15 protein-coding genes and 1 tRNA gene are annotated in these 17,346 nt (G+C 51.5%); 7 read left to right on the forward strand and 9 right to left on the reverse strand.

The window, feature by feature from the left end:
- The first annotated feature begins 90 nt into the window (after nt 1-90).
- The 7 genes from trpE to Q9291_RS08770 all read left to right on the forward strand — a co-directional run bounded on the left by trpE (nt 91) and on the right by Q9291_RS08770 (nt 5,876).
- On the forward strand, nt 91-1,608 hold the full coding sequence (gene trpE, locus Q9291_RS08740; protein ID WP_306389655.1) for an anthranilate synthase component I: 1,518 nt from the start codon (nt 91-93) through the stop codon (nt 1,606-1,608).
- Nucleotide 1,609: 1 nt separating this feature from the next.
- Nucleotides 1,610-2,176 carry an aminodeoxychorismate/anthranilate synthase component II gene (locus Q9291_RS08745; protein ID WP_306389656.1) on the forward strand — a complete coding sequence of 189 codons (567 nt, stop codon included), beginning with the start codon at nt 1,610-1,612 and terminating at the stop codon, nt 2,174-2,176.
- Nucleotides 2,177-2,178: 2 nt separating this feature from the next.
- Nucleotides 2,179-3,204, forward strand: a complete 1,026-nt coding sequence (trpD, locus tag Q9291_RS08750; protein WP_306389657.1) for an anthranilate phosphoribosyltransferase — start codon at nt 2,179-2,181, stop codon at nt 3,202-3,204.
- 5 nt (nt 3,205-3,209) lie between these two features.
- A complete protein-coding gene (locus Q9291_RS08755) occupies nt 3,210-3,689 on the forward strand; it encodes a DUF3465 domain-containing protein (RefSeq protein ID WP_306389658.1) in 480 nt (159 codons plus the stop codon).
- Entirely contained in the window at nt 3,682-4,470 is a 789-nt protein-coding gene (trpC, locus tag Q9291_RS08760; protein ID WP_306389659.1) for an indole-3-glycerol phosphate synthase TrpC, read from the forward strand. The genes Q9291_RS08755 and trpC overlap by 8 nt, the downstream gene beginning before the upstream one ends.
- 123 nt (nt 4,471-4,593) lie before the next feature.
- Nucleotides 4,594-5,586 (forward strand): porphobilinogen synthase, encoded by a 993-nt coding sequence (hemB, locus tag Q9291_RS08765; protein ID WP_306389660.1) that lies wholly within the window; start codon nt 4,594-4,596, stop codon nt 5,584-5,586.
- A complete protein-coding gene (locus Q9291_RS08770) occupies nt 5,574-5,876 on the forward strand; it encodes a GIY-YIG nuclease family protein (RefSeq protein ID WP_306389661.1) in 303 nt (100 codons plus the stop codon). The genes hemB and Q9291_RS08770 overlap by 13 nt, the downstream gene beginning before the upstream one ends.
- Before the next feature lie 548 nt (nt 5,877-6,424).
- Here the strand turns inward: Q9291_RS08770 and Q9291_RS08775 are convergent.
- The 9 genes from Q9291_RS08775 to Q9291_RS08815 all read right to left on the reverse strand — a co-directional run bounded on the left by Q9291_RS08775 (nt 6,425) and on the right by Q9291_RS08815 (nt 17,241).
- Nucleotides 6,425-7,516 (reverse strand): pseudouridine synthase, encoded by a 1,092-nt coding sequence (locus tag Q9291_RS08775; RefSeq protein ID WP_306389662.1) that lies wholly within the window; start codon nt 7,514-7,516, stop codon nt 6,425-6,427.
- A 39-nt stretch (nt 7,517-7,555) separates the two neighbouring features.
- Complete coding sequence (locus Q9291_RS08780; RefSeq protein ID WP_306389663.1) at nt 7,556-8,809, reverse strand: biosynthetic peptidoglycan transglycosylase; 1,254 nt, start codon at nt 8,807-8,809, stop codon at nt 7,556-7,558.
- Between the two features lie 14 nt (nt 8,810-8,823).
- Nucleotides 8,824-9,138, reverse strand: a complete 315-nt coding sequence (locus Q9291_RS08785) for a (2Fe-2S) ferredoxin domain-containing protein (protein WP_306389664.1) — start codon at nt 9,136-9,138, stop codon at nt 8,824-8,826.
- A gap of 76 nt (nt 9,139-9,214) precedes the next feature.
- Nucleotides 9,215-10,147, reverse strand: coding sequence for an energy transducer TonB (locus tag Q9291_RS08790; RefSeq protein WP_306389665.1), 933 nt, complete (start codon nt 10,145-10,147; stop codon nt 9,215-9,217).
- 14 nt (nt 10,148-10,161) lie between these two features.
- Nucleotides 10,162-11,532 (reverse strand): UDP-N-acetylmuramate:L-alanyl-gamma-D-glutamyl-meso-diaminopimelate ligase, encoded by a 1,371-nt coding sequence (mpl, locus tag Q9291_RS08795; protein ID WP_306389666.1) that lies wholly within the window; start codon nt 11,530-11,532, stop codon nt 10,162-10,164.
- A 51-nt stretch (nt 11,533-11,583) separates the two neighbouring features.
- Nucleotides 11,584-12,258, reverse strand: a complete 675-nt coding sequence (gene thiE, locus Q9291_RS08800; RefSeq protein WP_306389667.1) for a thiamine phosphate synthase — start codon at nt 12,256-12,258, stop codon at nt 11,584-11,586.
- Entirely contained in the window at nt 12,242-13,102 is an 861-nt protein-coding gene (thiD, locus tag Q9291_RS08805) for a bifunctional hydroxymethylpyrimidine kinase/phosphomethylpyrimidine kinase (RefSeq protein WP_306389668.1), read from the reverse strand. Before thiD ends, thiE begins: the two co-directional genes overlap by 17 nt.
- Before the next feature lie 11 nt (nt 13,103-13,113).
- A tRNA-Gly gene (locus Q9291_RS08810) sits at nt 13,114-13,187 on the reverse strand.
- A 106-nt stretch (nt 13,188-13,293) separates the two neighbouring features.
- The gene (locus tag Q9291_RS08815; protein WP_306389669.1) at nt 13,294-17,241 is read right to left on the reverse strand and encodes a two-partner secretion domain-containing protein; all 3,948 of its coding nucleotides are present in this window, start codon (nt 17,239-17,241) and stop codon (nt 13,294-13,296) included.
- Between the last annotated feature and the right edge of the window lie 105 nt (nt 17,242-17,346).

Below are 17,346 nucleotides of genomic sequence, written 5' to 3' on the forward strand. Positions count from 1 at the left end.
TCAGCCTCCCGTTGTGCGCTATGCGCACCCTCGTTCTGGTGACGCGCTCACCAGAAAAATACCGAACCTACACACTGGAAAGTTTGCATCATGTTAAGCACTTTAAGTAAAACCGAATTTGACGCGCTGGCGGCGCAAGGTTACAACCGTATCCCGCTGGTGCTCGATACCTATGCCGATCTGGATACACCGTTATCGCTGTATCTCAAACTGGCCAATCAACCCTATTCTTACCTGCTGGAAAGCGTGCAAGGCGGCGAACGCTTTGGCCGCTATTCGATTATTGGTCTGCCCGCGACGACCCGTATCGTGGTGCGCGACCAGCAATTGCAGGTGATTCAGGGCGAAACCATCATTGAGTCTTCTCATACTGACCAGAATCCGCTGGATTTTGTGAAAGCCTACCAGGGCCGCTTCAAGACCCCACCGTATGCTGGTTTGCCACGTTTTACCGGTGGCTTGGCTGGATATTTTGGCTATGAAACCATCCAGTATATTGAAAAGCGCCTGTGCAAGCAGCCCAAACCGGATGTGATTGGTGTGCCGGATATCCTGTTGATGGTCTCCGAAGAGATTGCTGTGGTCGATAACCTCTCTGGCAAGCTGTATTTTATTGTCTATGCCGATCCGACACAGGCCAATGCCTATGAAACAGCCTGCGCGCGCATGCATGCGCTGCTGGCAAAGCTGCGCACCAGTGTCAGTATTCCGGAATCTTTACCCACGCCCAAAACTCAGGCGGTGTCAGAGTTTGGCGAAGAAAACTTCAAGGCAGCAGTGAAAAAAGCGCAGCAGTACATTCTGGAAGGCGACATCATGCAGGTAGTGCTCAGCCAGCGGATGTCGCAAGACTTTGATGCGCCGCCACTGAGCCTGTATCGCGCCCTGCGCAGCCTCAACCCGTCGCCTTATATGTTCTATTACGACATGGGCGATCACCATGTCGTTGGCGCCTCCCCCGAAATTCTGGTGCGCCTGGAAGACACCACCGTGACGTCACGCCCGATTGCAGGCACGCGCCCACGCGGCAAAAATCGCGAGCATGACCTGGCGCTGGAAGCCGAATTGCTGGCTGATCCCAAAGAACGTGCCGAACATGTGCAGTTGATGGATCTGGGCCGCAACGATGTGGGCCGTGTGGCACTCACCGGCACGGTCAAGGTGACCGACAACATGACGATTGAGCGTTACTCGCATGTGATGCATATTGTCAGCAATGTCGAAGGCCAGCTTAAACCGGGCCTGGATGCGATTGATGTGCTGAAAGCCACCTTCCCGGCGGGCACTGTGTCTGGCGCCCCTAAAGTGCGTGCCATGGAAATCATCGAAGAGCTGGAACCTTCCAAGCGCGGTATTTACGCGGGCGCGGTGGGCTATCTGGGCTTTAATGGCGATATGGATGTGGCGATTGCCATTCGTACCGCAGTGATTAAAGATAAAAAACTCTACGTACAGGCCGGTGCAGGTATTGTCGCTGACTCGGTGCCGCAAAGCGAATGGGAAGAAACCCAGAACAAAGCCAAGGCCGTGATTCGTGCTGCGGAACTGGTGCAAGCGGGCTTGGACAGCTTGGCCAGCAATCAAGTCACAACGGAAAAAGGAGCCTGAAATGTTGTTAATGATCGATAACTACGACTCTTTTACCTACAACCTCGTACAGTATTTTGGCGAGCTGGGACAAGACGTGCATGTGCATCGTAATGATGAAATCACGCTGGAACAGATTGCGGCGATGCAGCCGGAAAGAATCGTGATTTCACCCGGGCCGTGTACACCTAATGAAGCGGGTATTTCGGTGCCACTGATCCATGCCTTTGCGGGCAAGATTCCCTTGCTAGGGGTTTGTCTGGGGCACCAGAGCATTGGGCAGGCCTTTGGCGGCAAGATCATCAAAGCCAAAACGCTGATGCATGGTAAAACTTCCTTGATTCACCATACCAATACCGGTGTATTCAAAGGCTTGCCTAACCCCTACACGGCGACACGCTACCATTCGCTGGTAATTGAGCGTGAAACCATCCCTGACTGCCTGGAAATCACGGCATGGACCGAGGATGGCGAGATCATGGGGGTCAAGCATAAAACGCTGGCGATTGAAGGCGTGCAATTCCATCCAGAGTCGATCCTGACCGAATATGGGCATGAGTTGCTGGATAACTTTCTGAAGGGCTATTGATCGTGAGCATCACGCCTAAAATTGCCTTGCAGCGGCTGATTGACCATACCGATTTCAGCCACGATGAAATGCTGCAGATCATGCAGCAGATCATGGCTGGCGAATTCACCGCGATACAGATTGCCGGGTTTCTTTCTGCCTTGCGCGTCAAGGGTGAAACGGTGACTGAAATTGCGGCGGCTGCACAAGTCATGCGCGAGCTTTCCAGCAAGGTAGCAGTGACTGACTCGCGCCATTTAATTGACACTTGCGGTACAGGCGGAGCACCTAACAAGGCGTTTAATGTCTCCACCGCTTCTGCCTTTGTGGCGGCAGGTGCCGGTGCACGCATTGCCAAGCACGGGGGCCGTGCGGCTTCCTCTAAAAGTGGTTCGGCCGATGTACTCGAGGCGCTGGGTGTCAATATTGGCCTGACGCCAGAGCAAGTCGCGCATTGCGTCAATGTAGCCGGGATTGGCTTTATGTTTGCGCCTAACCACCATGCAGCCATGAAATATGCTGCACCGGTGCGCCGCGAACTTGGTGTGCGTACTCTGTTTAATTTGCTTGGCCCTATGACCAACCCGGCGGGCGCCAGACGGCAGGTGATGGGGGTGTTTCATCGAGATCTGGTACCCTTGCTGGCACACACCCTGCAACAGCTGGGAAGTGAGCACGTGATGGTGGTGCACAGTGCCGACGAGATGGATGAAATTTCCTTTTCAGCCGATACGTATGTTGCCGAGTTAAAAGGGGGGGAGGTCAAGGAGTACATCTTGAATCCGACCCAGTTTGGCATGACCTTGCATGATATCAATAGTATTCGTGTTGAAAGCGCGCAGCATTCGAGCGAGATTATTCTGGGCGTATTCTCGGGTGAAAAAGGCCCGGCACGCGACATTGTCCTGCTCAACGCCGGGGCGGCCATTTATGTGTCCGGCCTGGCCACTGATTTGACTTCTGGCATCACGCAGGCGGCGCATGCCATAGACTCTGGTGCGGCACTCGATAAATTGCAGCAACTCAAAACGCTGAGCCAGGCTGCATGAAACACATGGCTTTGTGGCTGATCGCTGCCTGGTTGAGCGCCTGCTCGCAGTCGCCGCAACCGGACGCTGCCAGCCAAGCGCCGCAGTCGGCCATCGAGGTAAAATCTCAGGTTCAGACACTGAACCTGACATCCCTTTCTGCCGGTGGTCTCAGCAAGGGCAACACCGCGCTGGAGCAGGCTTTTGCGCAAAAGCAAAGCCATGTCTGGCTACAAGGCAGTGGCGAAGTGGTCAAGCTGCTGGCCGATGACAGCACAGGCGCGCGCCACCAGCGTTTTCTGCTGCGTGTTTCACCCGCGCAAACCCTGTTATTTGCGCACAATATTGATCTGGCTCCCCGCGCCGAGCTCAATATTGGCGATCAGGTGCTGTTTAAAGGCGAGTATATTTACAACCCAAAAGGCGGCATCATGCACTGGACCCACCATGACCCGCAGGGCAGGCAAGGTGGCTGGATTAAAGTAAACGGACAAACATATGAGTGATATTTTAAATAAAATTCTGGCAACCAAACGTGAAGAGGTAGCCAGGGCGCAGGCCATCAAGTCGCTGGATGCCATGCGTGAAGCAGCCTTGAACGAGCCGGATTGTCGCGACTTTATCGGCAATATCGTCAAAAAAGTGGATGCCGATAAACCGGCGGTCATCGCTGAAATTAAAAAAGCCAGCCCGTCCAAAGGCATTATCCGCGCAGACTTTAATCCCGCTGCCATCGCCAAAAGCTATGAAAAAGGCGGGGCAGCTTGTCTGTCTGTGCTGACCGATGCACAATACTTCCAGGGCTCAGCCGAGTATTTAAAACAAGCGCGCGCAGCCTGCAAACTGCCAGTGTTGCGTAAAGACTTTATGATAGATCCGTATCAGATTTACGAAGCGCGTGCCATGGGCGCAGATTGCATCTTGCTGATTGTGGCTGCGCTGGAACTGGCGCAAATGCGTGAGCTTGAACTGACTGCACATAATCTGGGCATGGCGGTACTGGTAGAAGTACACGACGCAGATGAGCTGGAGCTGGCCTTGCAACTGGAAACACCTCTGCTGGGCATCAATAACCGCAATTTGCGTACGTTTGACGTCACCTTGCAAACAACGCTGGACTTGCTCGAAAAAACGCCGGAAGACCGCTTTGTCGTCACTGAATCGGGCATCTTCACGCCAGAAGATGTCGCACTGATGCGCAGCCATCATGTGAACGGCTTTTTGGTGGGCGAAGCGTTTATGCGTCAGGAAGATCCTGGCGCCGAATTGGCCAGAGTGTTTGCGTAAACAATTGCATTAGAAAAAAGCTTCCCCACACGAAGACACAGAGCACCGCGCAAAGCCAGAGGCTATCATGTGTTTTAGTCTTCTGATGTTCTCTGTCTTTTGGGGTGAAAAAAGGAAACCATCATGAGCGATCAATTTTTAGCCATCCGTCCACGTCGCATGCGTAAAGACGACTTTTCGCGCCGTTTGATGCGTGAGAACGTGCTCACCGTGAATGACCTGATTTATCCGGTATTTGTGCTGGAAGGCGAAGCTAAGGTGGAAGAAGTCAGCTCCATGCCCGGCGTGCAGCGTCAGAGCATAGATGTGCTGCTGAAAACGGCAGAAGAGTGCGTGAAATTGGGCATTCCTGCCCTGGCTTTATTTCCAGTCGTACCGCAAGCCTATAAAAGCCTGGATGCCAAGGAAGCTTACAATCCCGAGGGCTTGGTGCCCCGTACGGTGCGCGCGCTTAAAAAAGCCTTCCCTGAACTGGGCATCATCACCGATGTTGCTCTCGACCCCTACACTACCCATGGTCAGGACGGCCTGATCGATGATACCGGCTATGTGCTGAATGATGAAACTGTTGAGGTGTTGGTCAAGCAGGCCCTATGTCATGCTGAAGCAGGTGCAGATGTGGTGGCGCCTTCCGACATGATGGATGGTCGCATTGGCGCCATTCGCGATGCGCTCGAAGAGCACCGTTATATCTACACCCGCATTCTGGCTTATTCTGCCAAGTACGCCTCTGCTTTTTATGGGCCGTTTAGAGATGCTGTCGGCTCTTCTGCCAATCTGGGCAAAGGCAATAAATACAACTATCAGATGGACCCTGCCAACTCAGACGAAGCCCTGAAAGAAGTCGCACTTGATATTGAAGAAGGTGCGGATATGGTGATGGTGAAACCAGGCATGCCTTATCTGGATATTGTGCGTCGCGTGAAGGAAGAGTTTGGTGTGCCGACCTATGCGTATCATGTGAGTGGGGAGTATGCCATGCTCAAAGCGGCCGCCCAAAATGGCTGGCTGGATGAAAAAGCCTGTGTGCTGGAAGCGATGTTGGGGTTTAAGCGGGCAGGGGCGGATGGGGTGCTGACTTATTATGCGATGGATATCGCGAGATGGTTGAAATAACCCCCTCTCCTATAAAAAAGGTTATTTATAAAATCACCTACCCGAATGGGAAGATATATATTGGTAAAGACCTGACAAATACATTGACATATTTTGGCAGTGTTAATGATTTGCTCGTCAAAAAAGATTTTTCAGAAGAACAGTTAAAGAGTTTTACTATCACTAAAGAAATTCTTTTTGAGTCTGAAAGCACTGAAGAAATAAACAGAATTGAGGCTAAGCTGATTGTGCAATATGGTGCAAATAATCCAGAAAAGGGTTATAACCAATGGCCTAAGTTTTTGGGTTGAGTTTTTTCGCCCCTAGGCGAGTTACTTTCTGGTGCTTGTCCCCCAGAAAGTAACCAAAGAGGACGACACCCAGCCATCACGGCCTTCGGCTCCCTTGCGTTGCTCAACAAAGTAAGCGGTCGCGAAACTCGCCCTAGCAGCCTGCACACTACGCAAGCTGCCGCGGAGCTCAGACAGTCGCTCCCTTCTTCCTTACTTTGTTTCCGCTACTCAGCGTGATGGGATGGGATTTATCTCGCCAAACTCACACCGTGAAAGTTGGAGCGGTTGAAAAACAAAATTCTTTTATTAAACCTACTGAGGTTTGCAGTCAGGGTAGTCTTTGGGGCCCTATCTGCCGCGCTGAGCAACGCAGGAAATAAGCGGAAGCTGGGGTGCACTTTCTTTTGGTGACTTTATCTTTGTGCAAGCAAAGAAAAGTTACTCGCCTAGGGGCGAAAGAGAATGTTCCAACTTAACGCAGGCTCAAATCAGTCTACTGAAGGTAACTCCCAAAAAGTTAGCCACCTCGCCCACTCAATACAAAAGCCGTCAATCAAAGAGGGTAATCAAAACCGCTCATTTGCTGCCAAATATCGCCATTGCCCCGGCGGTAATTTACCCAGATTGATACTGCCGATTCTAATGCGCTTCAAGCCCACGACATGCAAACCGACCAGTTCACACATGCGACGGATCTGCCGTTTGCGTCCTTCGCGCAATACAAAACGTAATTGGTCTTCGTTCTGCCAGGAAACTTTGGCCGGTTTGAGGGTGACGCCATCCAGCGATAAGCCGTGATTCAGTAATGCCAAGCCATTTGCACTGAGTTCCCCTTCTACCCGCACTAAGTATTCTTTCTCAACTGTAGAGTCATCCCCAATCAGTTTGCGCGCCACGCGGCCATCTTGCGTGAGTATGAGCAAGCCGGTGGAGTCAATGTCCAGTCGTCCCGCGGGAGCCAGGCCACGCAAGTGACCGCGCTTGAAGCTGATGCCGCTGCTGTCTTCAGGCCATTGATTGTCAGGGTTGAACAGTACGACCGCGGGTTCATAGCCATCTTCGGCCTGTCCGCTGACATATCCTAGAGGCTTGTGCAATAAAACAGTGACAGTTTCCGCCTGATGTTCTTTAGCATAAGTGCTGATAATAATTTCCGCATCGGGATCAATCCGTGTGCCCAGCGTTTCGATAATGTCGCCGTTGACTTTCACCCAGCCATTGACGATCCAGTCATCGGCTTCACGGCGTGAGCAAATCCCGCGTTCTGCCATCACTTTCGAGAGTCTGGGTCGCGTATCGCTGTCGATAGCAGCCTGTGTGGCTGGTGTTGCGCGGACAATGCGGTTGTTCGCGTAAGGTTTTTCGGTGCGGGCGGGTGAGCGGTCATGACCACTCGCTCTGCGCGGAGAGGGTCCGTTACCATATTGCGAGGCTGGCTTTCCCGATGATTTTGAACCCGAGCGGGCAGGACGCGCAGCATCCTCGGCTGTCGGCTTTACCGATCTGGCTGGCCTGACCGGCTTGGGCGCGGGTGCCTGTGTGCGATCGCGCAATTCCGGTGACTTTTGGCGTACCGGTTTTTTACGTGCAACGGGTTTGCCCTGATCGGCAGGGGTGCCTTGATCAGCAGCAGGTTTGTTCAGTTTAATGGTGGTCAAAATAGGCTTCCCGGGTAAGGGCAAAGGGTCTATTGTAAATTATCCAGCCTTGGCCGGGAGAAAATTCAAGCTGCCTGGTTGCTTGCGTGCGCGTTCAGGCATAAAGCGCAAGATGGATTCTGCGCGTGTAAGATTGGGCTGCCTGGTGGTAAATTGCTGTTTCCAGGCACGATGCGGATTGCGGATAATCCCGGCCAGCCAGGCTGCCTGAATCGGGTTGAGTTGGTTGGGAGGTACCCCAAAGTAGTACTGGGCAGCAGCATGTGCGCCGCACAGGCTGGGGCCCCAGTCCAGCGTATTGAGGTACAGGGTGAGGATTTGTGTTTTATCCAGTGCTTCTTCCAGTTGCACGGCATAGAGCAGCTCTTCAATTTTGCGTTTCCAGCTGCGCTCGCCTCGGGTGAAAAAATATTTAGCCAGTTGCTGGGTGATGGTACTGCCACCCACCGGTTTATCCGCACTTTCTTTGCCCAGAATTTGCAGCATTTGCGTGATCGCATAGCCAGGGTGGTGCCTGAATTCGGCATCCTCGGCAATAATGGTTGCCATCGGAAGCCACCGCCCCAGTTTGTCATAGGGAAGCCATTGCATTTTTTCCGGATGTTTGTGTTCATCCAGCAGCGGGCAATCATACCGTACAGGCTGTGCGGTCGCTGCAGAAATATCGAGGCCGCCCACTTTCAACTGGCGTAATACCGGCTGTGCACTCCACTTCGGTTTCGGCCAGCGCAAAGTGCCTGTGGCGGACAAAGTCCCCTCGACATTGGCACGCGCGATGGCCAGGGAGTGTGCATGTAAAGGCCGCAACAATTCGGAAAGCGGCGTTTGCGGCAGGCGCCATGTCATGCGTAGTCGGCGCATGCTGGCCCAGCCGCTAAAGCTGATCTGGAATGTGTGCATGTCATCACCGGCGCGTAAATAGCCTTTAAACTGATGTTGACGCATCTGGATCCAGACATCTACCTGTGGAATCATCAGTGGCCTGTCGCTGATCGACTGGGCATGCAGCCAGCATTGACGGCAGTGCACGCGCAAGCCGTCAGCATCATAAAGTTGAATATCGCCGTGGTGCACACTGAAGGCCTTGCGATCAAGCAACCAGCGACCCGGCGTCGACGTGGCCAGCATCAGCATGGGGACCACACGCACTTGTATGCCACCTCCTGGCGTCGGCAGCCTGACGCGCCAGGCCTCGCTATCCAGCGGTTGCCAAATCCAGCCGAACAACGCGATAACACCCAACAGGCTGCTTGCCAGCAGCATGACCAGTATGCGTTTAAGCCAAAGCACCATTGTTAATACACCGTTTATACCAGCAGGCGCTCTACGACTTTGCCCTGCTGCAAATGGCGCTCGATAATTTCATCAATGTCACTGTGGTCAATAAATGTATACCAGACCGCCTGGGGATACACCACCATCACTGGGCCCACGCCGCAACGGTCCAGACAACCTGCGCGATTGATACGTACCTTGCCGGCACCAGCGAGGCCCAATTGTTTGACCTTGCCTTTCATGTAATCGAAAGCGGCCTCAGCCCCTTTTTGCATGCAACAATCGTCACCGTTTTCTCGCTGGTTCAGGCAAAAAAACACGTGATGTTCGAAATGGGTTTGGCTCATGGTAAGGCCTCATGAATGATGTAATGTGAAAGTCTATTTTAGTGCATGCAGCGCACAGCACGCTGCGAAACTTGCACTACTGTGTTTGCAAGCTGTCTTCCTGTGTAAACGCCCAGGTGCGGGTAATACTGAGGATGTCAGTATCTTTACGCATCTCTGGGGTAAAGACCGGAAAAGGCGCTGCCAGTTGCACAATGCGTCTGGCTGATTCATCGAGCAATTTGTGGCCCGAACTGTGCTGAATACGCACTTCTTCAATACTGCCATCCGCCTTGATCGAGACCGTCATTTGCAGTTGCCCATACAGTTTTTGCGCTTTGGCCGCCTGCGGGTAATTAAGGTTACCCACACGTTCAACCTGTTGACGCCATTGCTCAACATAACTGGCAAACCGATATTCCTTGGTACGTGCGCCGATAAATTGACGCTTGGGACGCATTTCATAGATTTCCTGCTGTTGTGCAATCAATGCTTCCAGTTTAGCCATTTCCTGCATGGCTGCGCTTTGCGCGTGAGCCGTCGATGGCTGTTCGGTGGCGGATGGTGTGTGTGGTGCTCTCTGGTTGGCGGGGGTTTGCAAGGTGGGCACCGACGGTTGCTTTTTTAACTGCGTCATCAGCGCCAGTGCTTGCTGTTCCAGTTGCGCAACACGCTGTTTTTCATGTTCAATCTCTGACACTTGCCCGCTGCTGGCTGCCGGGGGCTGCAATGAAACCTGAGGCGTAGTAGCAGGTTCTGTCGGCACTTGCTGTACGCTGGGGCGCGGACTTTTCATTTGCCGCTTTTCATCGGTATTACCGCCGCGATCCAGGTTGGCCTGGGCCAGTGCATCCGCTTTTTCGGGGGCTTTGCTTGTTTTGCTATTGACCAGCATGACTTCAAGCGCAGGAATCTGGTCTTTAAATTTTTTCAGCTCCGGTTGAAAATGCAGCGTCAGCACCACCACATGCACCAGCAATGATAGCCATAAGGCCAACATCAGCGGAGAACGGCGCAGAAGTTCACGCATAGGGCGCTGCCTGGTTACCCTTGCAGGGCTTGCAATAGATGCTGGTGCACACCGCCAAAGCCGCCATTACTCATTACCAGCACATGGTCACCGGGTTGTGCCTGTTTGGCAACGGCTTGCACCAGGGCAGGCAAATCATCAAATGTGTGTGCTTTATGGTGAATAGGTGCCAGCGCTGCAGCGGCATCCCACCCCAGATTGGCAGAATAACAAAATACAGTATCTGCATCGCGCAAACTGTCAGGCAGCGCATCCTTCATCACGCCTAGTTTCATGGTATTGGAACGAGGCTCCAGCACAGCCAGAATACGCGCCTTGCCGACTTTGGCACGCAAGCCTGCCACGGTGGTGGCGATGGCCGTGGGGTGGTGTGCAAAGTCGTCATAGACGGTGACGCCACGGACTTCGCCCTTGATTTCCATGCGGCGTTTAACGTTTTTAAATTCAGCGAGTGCTTCAATGGTAATGCATGGTGCTACGCCCACATGGCGAGCAGCGGCGATCACTGCCAGTGCATTATTGCGGTTATGTTCGCCAAGCAGTTCCCAGCCGACATTGCCTTGGCGCTCTCCGTTAAAAAATACATCAAATCGGCCTTGTGTATCGACATTGCGCACTTCCCAACCCGTTGTACTGGCTATGCGCTCGAGTGCGCTCCAACAACCACGGGCCAATACGCGATCCAGACTTTCCTGCTGGTTGGCCACCACCAGACCTTGCTGGGGCACTGTGCGCACCAGATGGTGGAATTGTTTTTCAATGGCTGCCAGATCTTCAAAAATATCGGCATGGTCAAATTCCAGATTATTCAGTACGGCGGTGCGTGGGCGGTAATGCACAAATTTGGACCGCTTGTCGAAAAAAGCTGTGTCGTATTCGTCAGCTTCAATCACAAAAAATGGCGAGACTGATGTCGGGTCTTGCTTGGGTGTTTGCGGCAACCGTGCCGAGACGCCAAAATTTTCCGGCACGCCACCAATCAGAAAGCCAGGTGCCAAGCCCGCATATTCCAGTACCCAGGCCAGCATCGATGCTGTGGTTGTTTTGCCATGGGTGCCTGCGACGGCCAGCACCCATTTGCCTTGCAACACGTTTTCTGCCAGCCATTGCGGGCCAGAAATATAGGGCAGTCCCCGATTCAGGATTTCTTCCATCAGCGGGTTGCCGCGTGTCACCACATTGCCGATCACATACATATCCGGCTTGAGTGCGGTTTGTGCCGGGTCAAAGCCCTCAATCAGTTCTATGCCTTGCGCTTCAAGCTGGGTACTCATGGGCGGGTAGACATTGGCATCACAGCCGGTGACACGGTGCCCGGCCGCCTTGGCCAGCACCGCAATGCCGCCCATGAAGGTGCCGCAAATGCCCAAAATATGAATATGCATAGAAGTTACCGGAAAAAGTTGAATCGACACATTTTACCAAACAACGCGCGACTATACGTTGGCGATTGCGACCTTGGCAATTGTGTCCGACGGTGGCAATTGTGTACTGGCAAATAGGGCCTGATATGCCTGACAACGTGCGGTAATATCAGGCGCCTGGAATACGTCGCTGATGACCGCCAGTGCCTGCGCTCCGGCTGCAATCAATGGGGAGGCATTGTCCAGCGTAATGCCGCCGATACCCACCAGCGGAATAAAGAGTGTTTGTATTGCTTCAGTAAATAATTCGACACTCGCACGTGGCGCATGGGGTTTCGTCGGTGAGGGATAGCAGGCGCCAAAGGCAGCATAATCGGCACCATCAGCCTGGGCTTGCCGGGCGAGTGCCAGCTGGTTGTAGCATGAGCTGCCTATGATTTTATCTTTACCCAGCGCTGCTCTGGCATCTAAAACTGCGGCATCATGTTGACCAACATGCACGCCGTCCGCATCCAGTCGTGCTGCCAGCGTCACATGGTCATTGATCAACAAAGGGATATTGGCCAAGCGGCATATCTTCAACAGCGCACTGCCTTGTTCCAGTCGTAACGCCTCATCCGCTGTTTTGTGCCGGTATTGCACCAGCGCAGACCCGCCAGAAATAGCTAGTTTGACTTGTGCGCACAGCTTCTCGGTATCATCACAATCTGGTGTTACCAGATACAAACCGCTAATGTTGAATTTCACTGGCCTTTTCCTGCACGTCATTTTCGCGTGCCCAGAAGAAACGGTCAGGAATAAACTGCCCCATCCCCGGCCGGAAAGCATGACGCAGTGTTTGCCAAGTAAATTCCTGTGCCTCCTGCACGGCTTCTTCCATGCTCAAACCGTGGGCCAGACAGGCAGTTATCGCACTGGTCAGCGTACAGCCTGAGCCATGGTAACTGCCGGGCAGACGCTCCCAGTGGTAGTCTTTAATCAAGCCAGGCATATTCTCTAACTGTATGCCGTAGAGGCTGTTGACCACATCATGCGAGCGTTCATGCGTGCCGGTGATCATCACATATTCGCTACCCATACCCAGCAAACGCAAGGCACACTCTTCCAGTGAGCTGTGCTTCACTTCATCGCCCTCTTCATAATAAGCGAGGCGGCGGGCTTCAAGACTGTTGGGGGTGATCAGCGTGGCTTGCGGAAACAACAGCTCGCACATGGCAGCCTGCATTTCTTCATTGGAAAAATCATCGCCGCGGCCAGAGGCCAGAATGGGGTCGATAATCAAAGGCACATCCGGATAATCCGCCACGATCTCGGCAATCACTGCAATATTTTCAATACTGCCCAGCAACCCCAGCTTGAACGCACTCACTGAAACATCTTCAAGAATGGTGCGCGCTTGGTCATTAATCCAGTCTGCATCTAGAGGCATGACACTTTCTACACCGACAGTGTCCTGCACGGTAATTCCGGTAATCACAGACAGCGGATAACAGCCTATACTGGATAAGGCGAGAATATCTGCCTGAATTCCAGCCCCGCTGCTGGGGTCTGTGGCAGCAAACGTCAAAACGGTTGGGGGCGTGTTTGCCATGAAATATCCTTTGGAGCGGCTGACGGGAATCGAACCCGCGTATCAAGCTTGGGAAGCTGGCGTTCTACCATTGAACTACAGCCGCGAATCGCCACTATTTTACTTGGGCTGGCTCTGATTACAAAACTTATTTATGCGATTTAGTAATAAAAAAGCCGGGAAAACTCCCGGCTTTTTTATTCATACATTGGTTAAATACAATTGGATGTCACGCCATTTGGCAGTTTCACACCAGAATTAAGAATAGGTGTACTGCCAAAACTGTCTTGATTTACCGGGCAAGCAACGGCATCAGGGTCCTCTTCATCACCGGCTGCTGGGTTCAATGAAACAATAGACATAATATTGAGAGCAGGATTGTTACCAATCAGTCCACCCAGCCCAGCGTCATCCCGTGGGGAAGGAATCTCTGTAATGCTGCCAGTGGCTGTTGAGGTGTTATTGATTGTGTAGCCATCAACTGTTCCAGCCAAAGGATTAAAGATTGCTTTACCTTCCTGCGTTTCAAAACTTACAACATAGGTGGCTGCAATAGGCTTGCCTGCCCCAATCGCAGGTGTATCAAATGTTGCCCCGGCAATCACCACTGGTGAGTTTTTAATTCGATCACCATCAATCAAACCGCTCAATGCCAATGTCAGGCCTGATGTATCGGTGACTACGTTGTTTCCATCGAATGGTTTCGTGGCTGTGCCACTCAGGCCCGCTGTTATCGTAGGAGATACCTGATGTACAAAGCCGTTACCGGTTCCCAGTAGTGAGCCCCCAAATGTGGTCCCATACTGTTTGTAATCATAGCTAGCTAATAAATTAGCCCCCTTCACATCATTTGTAGGGTCGCTGCTGTAAATGGTCCATTGACCACCTGCGCCTGTTGTAATGGTTGCATCAACATTGTTCTTGAAGTTAGCACCCGCTACCAATTGAACGGCATCTGCTGCCTGGCTTGTGGTTTGAATGTTGCCGTTAAGATTCAGATCAGCGCCGGCCTGTGCCAGAACCTTCCCACCTGTGCCTTGGTTCCCAGTTCCTGTTGCTGTCCCAGCCGATGTGTTAATTAGACCAAGATCAAGATTGGCTTTGGCGTTGATGTCCAGATTGCCTGCATTGCCACCATTCCCAGTTCCACTTGCCAAGCCACCGCCTGTCAGGATTTCACCCGTAACGATATTACCAAGAGAAGATGTGATTGAAACATTCCCACCATGTCCAGCATTTATATCTGGATTTGCACTGCTGCCAAAAGTACTAATATTGCCGACAGTGACTTCTCCAGCTTGGATAGTTACATCGCCACCGTTGACTGCTGTTGAGTTCAAGCCACTTTTATATGTTTCAATACCGGTAACAAGTTGTACAAGATTGGTTGCATTAATGACTACATTGCCACCTGCTGTTTTAATCAAATTGGAACCAATTACATTAACGCCGTTTAAATTAATCGCTCCTGTTTCTGTCCTCAAAAATCCAGTCACGTTTAAATTGCCTTGCGCGCTATTATCAGCATCAGCGGTGAGTGTAATACTGTTTGAATTTTTGGTGCCAATATTTCCATTCACGGCAATATCATTGGTAGCACTCATTAAAACTGAACCAGCGTTTATATTGCCATTCACCACGATATCATTACCTGATTGCGCAACTACATCGCTAACTTGGCCATTAACACCTGATCCCGTTGCTACTCCTGCAATATTGGTAATCGCATTGGTGACCACGTCACCATTGGTCGACTGCAAATCAACTTTTCCTGCATTGCCGCCAGATTTGTTAACACCATTACCGTTGGCGCCGCTGGCATTAATAGTCCCCACGTTAATGGAATTTACAGCCGACACATTGATTGCCCCGGCACTTTTCCCGTCATTATCAACATTTGCACTGCCTGCCATTGTCAAAATAACACCTGTTTCAACCTTATCACCAGCAGATAGCGTGACATTGGCACCGAGATTATTCAAACCTCCACGTGTTGATATACTTCCGGTTTTGATATTGCTCACTGTGCTGGTAATGTCAACTTCGCCTGAAAGTGCGGAAACAGTAGAGCTTGTACCTGCGTTACCCGAGCTTGTGGTGATGTTGCCTGTGGTTACATCATTCTTTGCAGTGATCGAAATGCTTCCGCCTTCACCGCCGCCGCCAGCGCTGTTTCCAGATGCTGAGCCAGTAGTAGAAATGTTGCCTAAACTAACGCTACCATTGCTAGTTGAAATTTGGACGGATCCGCCATTAGCCCCTGAATTTACACCAATAGTAGTTCCATTGGCGTTGATGGCGCCAAGTGCAATGTTGCCAGTTGCATTAATTACGACATTTCCTGCATGACCCACAATCGGGTTGCCAGATGTGATTAATGCTCCAGCAGTTTGTTTTATATCGACTGCTGATAGATTGATGCCGCCATAACCAATAATGCTAGCGCCTATATTAAGATTGCCGCTCCCCGAATTATCTGCGTCAGCTTTTAAATTCACCGTCCCAAAGTAGCCTGAGGTAATACCTGCATTCACATTAATATCATTACCCGCTTCCAGACGCACACTCCCTGAGAGATTGGTCATGTGCAGCGCGCTGTTGACATCGATATTGTTATTGGCCTGAAGGAACAACTCGCTAAAGCCGACCACATCGGAAACCTGAATGGTGGTCGTGAAGCCTGCGTTATCAGCGAAGGCAACGTCTGGAGTACCATTGGCATTATCTGTTGGGGAGGCTTGAGTGCTTGAGTCAAGTACAATATTCTCAGGGTCGAGCAGCACTTTACCGCCCAAGCCATTCTCAGCACCCACATTTACCTTGCCAATAAATGCCAGATTTTGTTTACCGGAAACCTCTACAAAGCCACCATTACCACTGTTTGTACCACCCTGCGCAGAAATACTGCCGTAGTAACGCGTCAAATCATCCGCCCAGACGATCACCTTGCCGCCATCACCTTGTAGTAATGCGTCAGCTTTAATGGTTGCACCTTCAGCAATATAAGTAGTTCTGGCGTTATAAACAGCACCATTTTTACCTTGATAGTCACCACCGACCAATACAGTACCGCCACCGGTATCGCCAGAAGCATCCAGCAGGGCACCCTTCATCAATGCCACCTGTTCACCAGTTACCTCAATCGTGCCGCCAGTAGTGCCTTCGCCTTTGGCGATTAACTGACCGGAAACCTGTACTTTGGCATTGTCGCCGCCTTCCAGACGAATCACGCCGTCACGTTCCACCAACTGGTTGGCTTCAATGATGCCTGATACGTTAATGGCGGCTGAACGCGCGCTGGTGGCCAGCTGAACAAAGCCACCATTTGCCTGGATCAGGCCACTATTTTTTACCAGGGCATCCACGGCTTCGCCGGTTAATCTCGCTTTGACCAAACCGTTACCATAAAAGTCGAGAATCGCTTCTTTGGCCGCTGCCAGCACTACACTGCCATTGTTGGCAACCAGCGTCCCTTCGTTAACGACGGTTTTGCCCAGCATGACAATATAGCCTTCGTCATCAGCCTTGATGGCACCTTTATTGATGACTGAACCAGCATTGTCTGCTGCAGTGAAATGATAGCGGCCATTTAAAAAATCATCGTTCTTGATATCCAGTGAAGAAGCTACAATGCTGCCAACGCTGACTTGTGCGGTTTCACCAAACAGAATGCCGTTTGGGTTAATCAGGAACAATTGCCCGGAAGCGGTTAACTGACCGTAAATTTCTGAAACATTGTTACCAACCACGCGGTAAAGCGCCACGCCACCAGCAGGTTGCAACAGGTTCACCGCTTCGCCAGAAGCAATATTGAACGTTTGCCAGTTAACAATTGATTTACCGGTGTGTTGATTAATGGTCATTGTCGAGCCATTGGTTACCGAATCAAAGCTGCCGTAAATGTTTTCAGCGCCGGTAGGCAAGGCAAATGCTGAGTTGGACATGGCAAGTGTAGACAAAGCTGCAGCTAATGTCAGCTTGATCTTGGTGCTTGAAGTCAGTTTCAAAGGAAGTGCTTTGGCAGAAGCAGAAATTGCCGATGCGTTAATTACTGAGGATTTTTTACCTGATGATTTGGCCGTTTCAGACACGACTGTCCATGCATTCTGGATATGACTCCATACGACACGGTAAACATGGTTTAACGATGCTGCTTTCATAATACTTCTCCTAATAGGATATGCCTCTGATCAACCAGTGATCAGGGGGATGTTCCAGAACTTCTCTCTATTCCTGATTTAGGTGCTTATTTTGATTCAGGAATT

Origin of the sequence: Methylophilus aquaticus (assembly GCF_030769565.1) — a bacterium.
GTDB classification, from domain to species: Bacteria; Pseudomonadota; Gammaproteobacteria; order Burkholderiales; family Methylophilaceae; genus Methylophilus; species Methylophilus aquaticus.

Coding starts and splice junctions, on each gene's coding strand:
- trpE (WP_306389655.1), top strand. CDS start 91: ATGTTAAGCACTTTAAGTAAAACCGAATTTGACGCGCTGGCGGCGCAA.
- Q9291_RS08745 (WP_306389656.1), top strand. CDS start 1,610: ATGTTGTTAATGATCGATAACTACGACTCTTTTACCTACAACCTCGTA.
- Q9291_RS08755 (WP_306389658.1), top strand. CDS start 3,210: ATGGCTTTGTGGCTGATCGCTGCCTGGTTGAGCGCCTGCTCGCAGTCG.
- trpC (WP_306389659.1), top strand. CDS start 3,682: ATGAGTGATATTTTAAATAAAATTCTGGCAACCAAACGTGAAGAGGTA.
- hemB (WP_306389660.1), top strand. CDS start 4,594: ATGAGCGATCAATTTTTAGCCATCCGTCCACGTCGCATGCGTAAAGAC.
- Q9291_RS08770 (WP_306389661.1), top strand. CDS start 5,574: ATGGTTGAAATAACCCCCTCTCCTATAAAAAAGGTTATTTATAAAATC.
- Q9291_RS08780 (WP_306389663.1), bottom strand. CDS start 8,809: ATGGTGCTTTGGCTTAAACGCATACTGGTCATGCTGCTGGCAAGCAGC.
- Q9291_RS08785 (WP_306389664.1), bottom strand. CDS start 9,138: ATGAGCCAAACCCATTTCGAACATCACGTGTTTTTTTGCCTGAACCAG.
- Q9291_RS08790 (WP_306389665.1), bottom strand. CDS start 10,147: ATGCGTGAACTTCTGCGCCGTTCTCCGCTGATGTTGGCCTTATGGCTA.
- mpl (WP_306389666.1), bottom strand. CDS start 11,532: ATGCATATTCATATTTTGGGCATTTGCGGCACCTTCATGGGCGGCATT.
- thiD (WP_306389668.1), bottom strand. CDS start 13,102: ATGGCAAACACGCCCCCAACCGTTTTGACGTTTGCTGCCACAGACCCC.
- Q9291_RS08815 (WP_306389669.1), bottom strand. CDS start 17,241: ATGAAAGCAGCATCGTTAAACCATGTTTACCGTGTCGTATGGAGTCAT.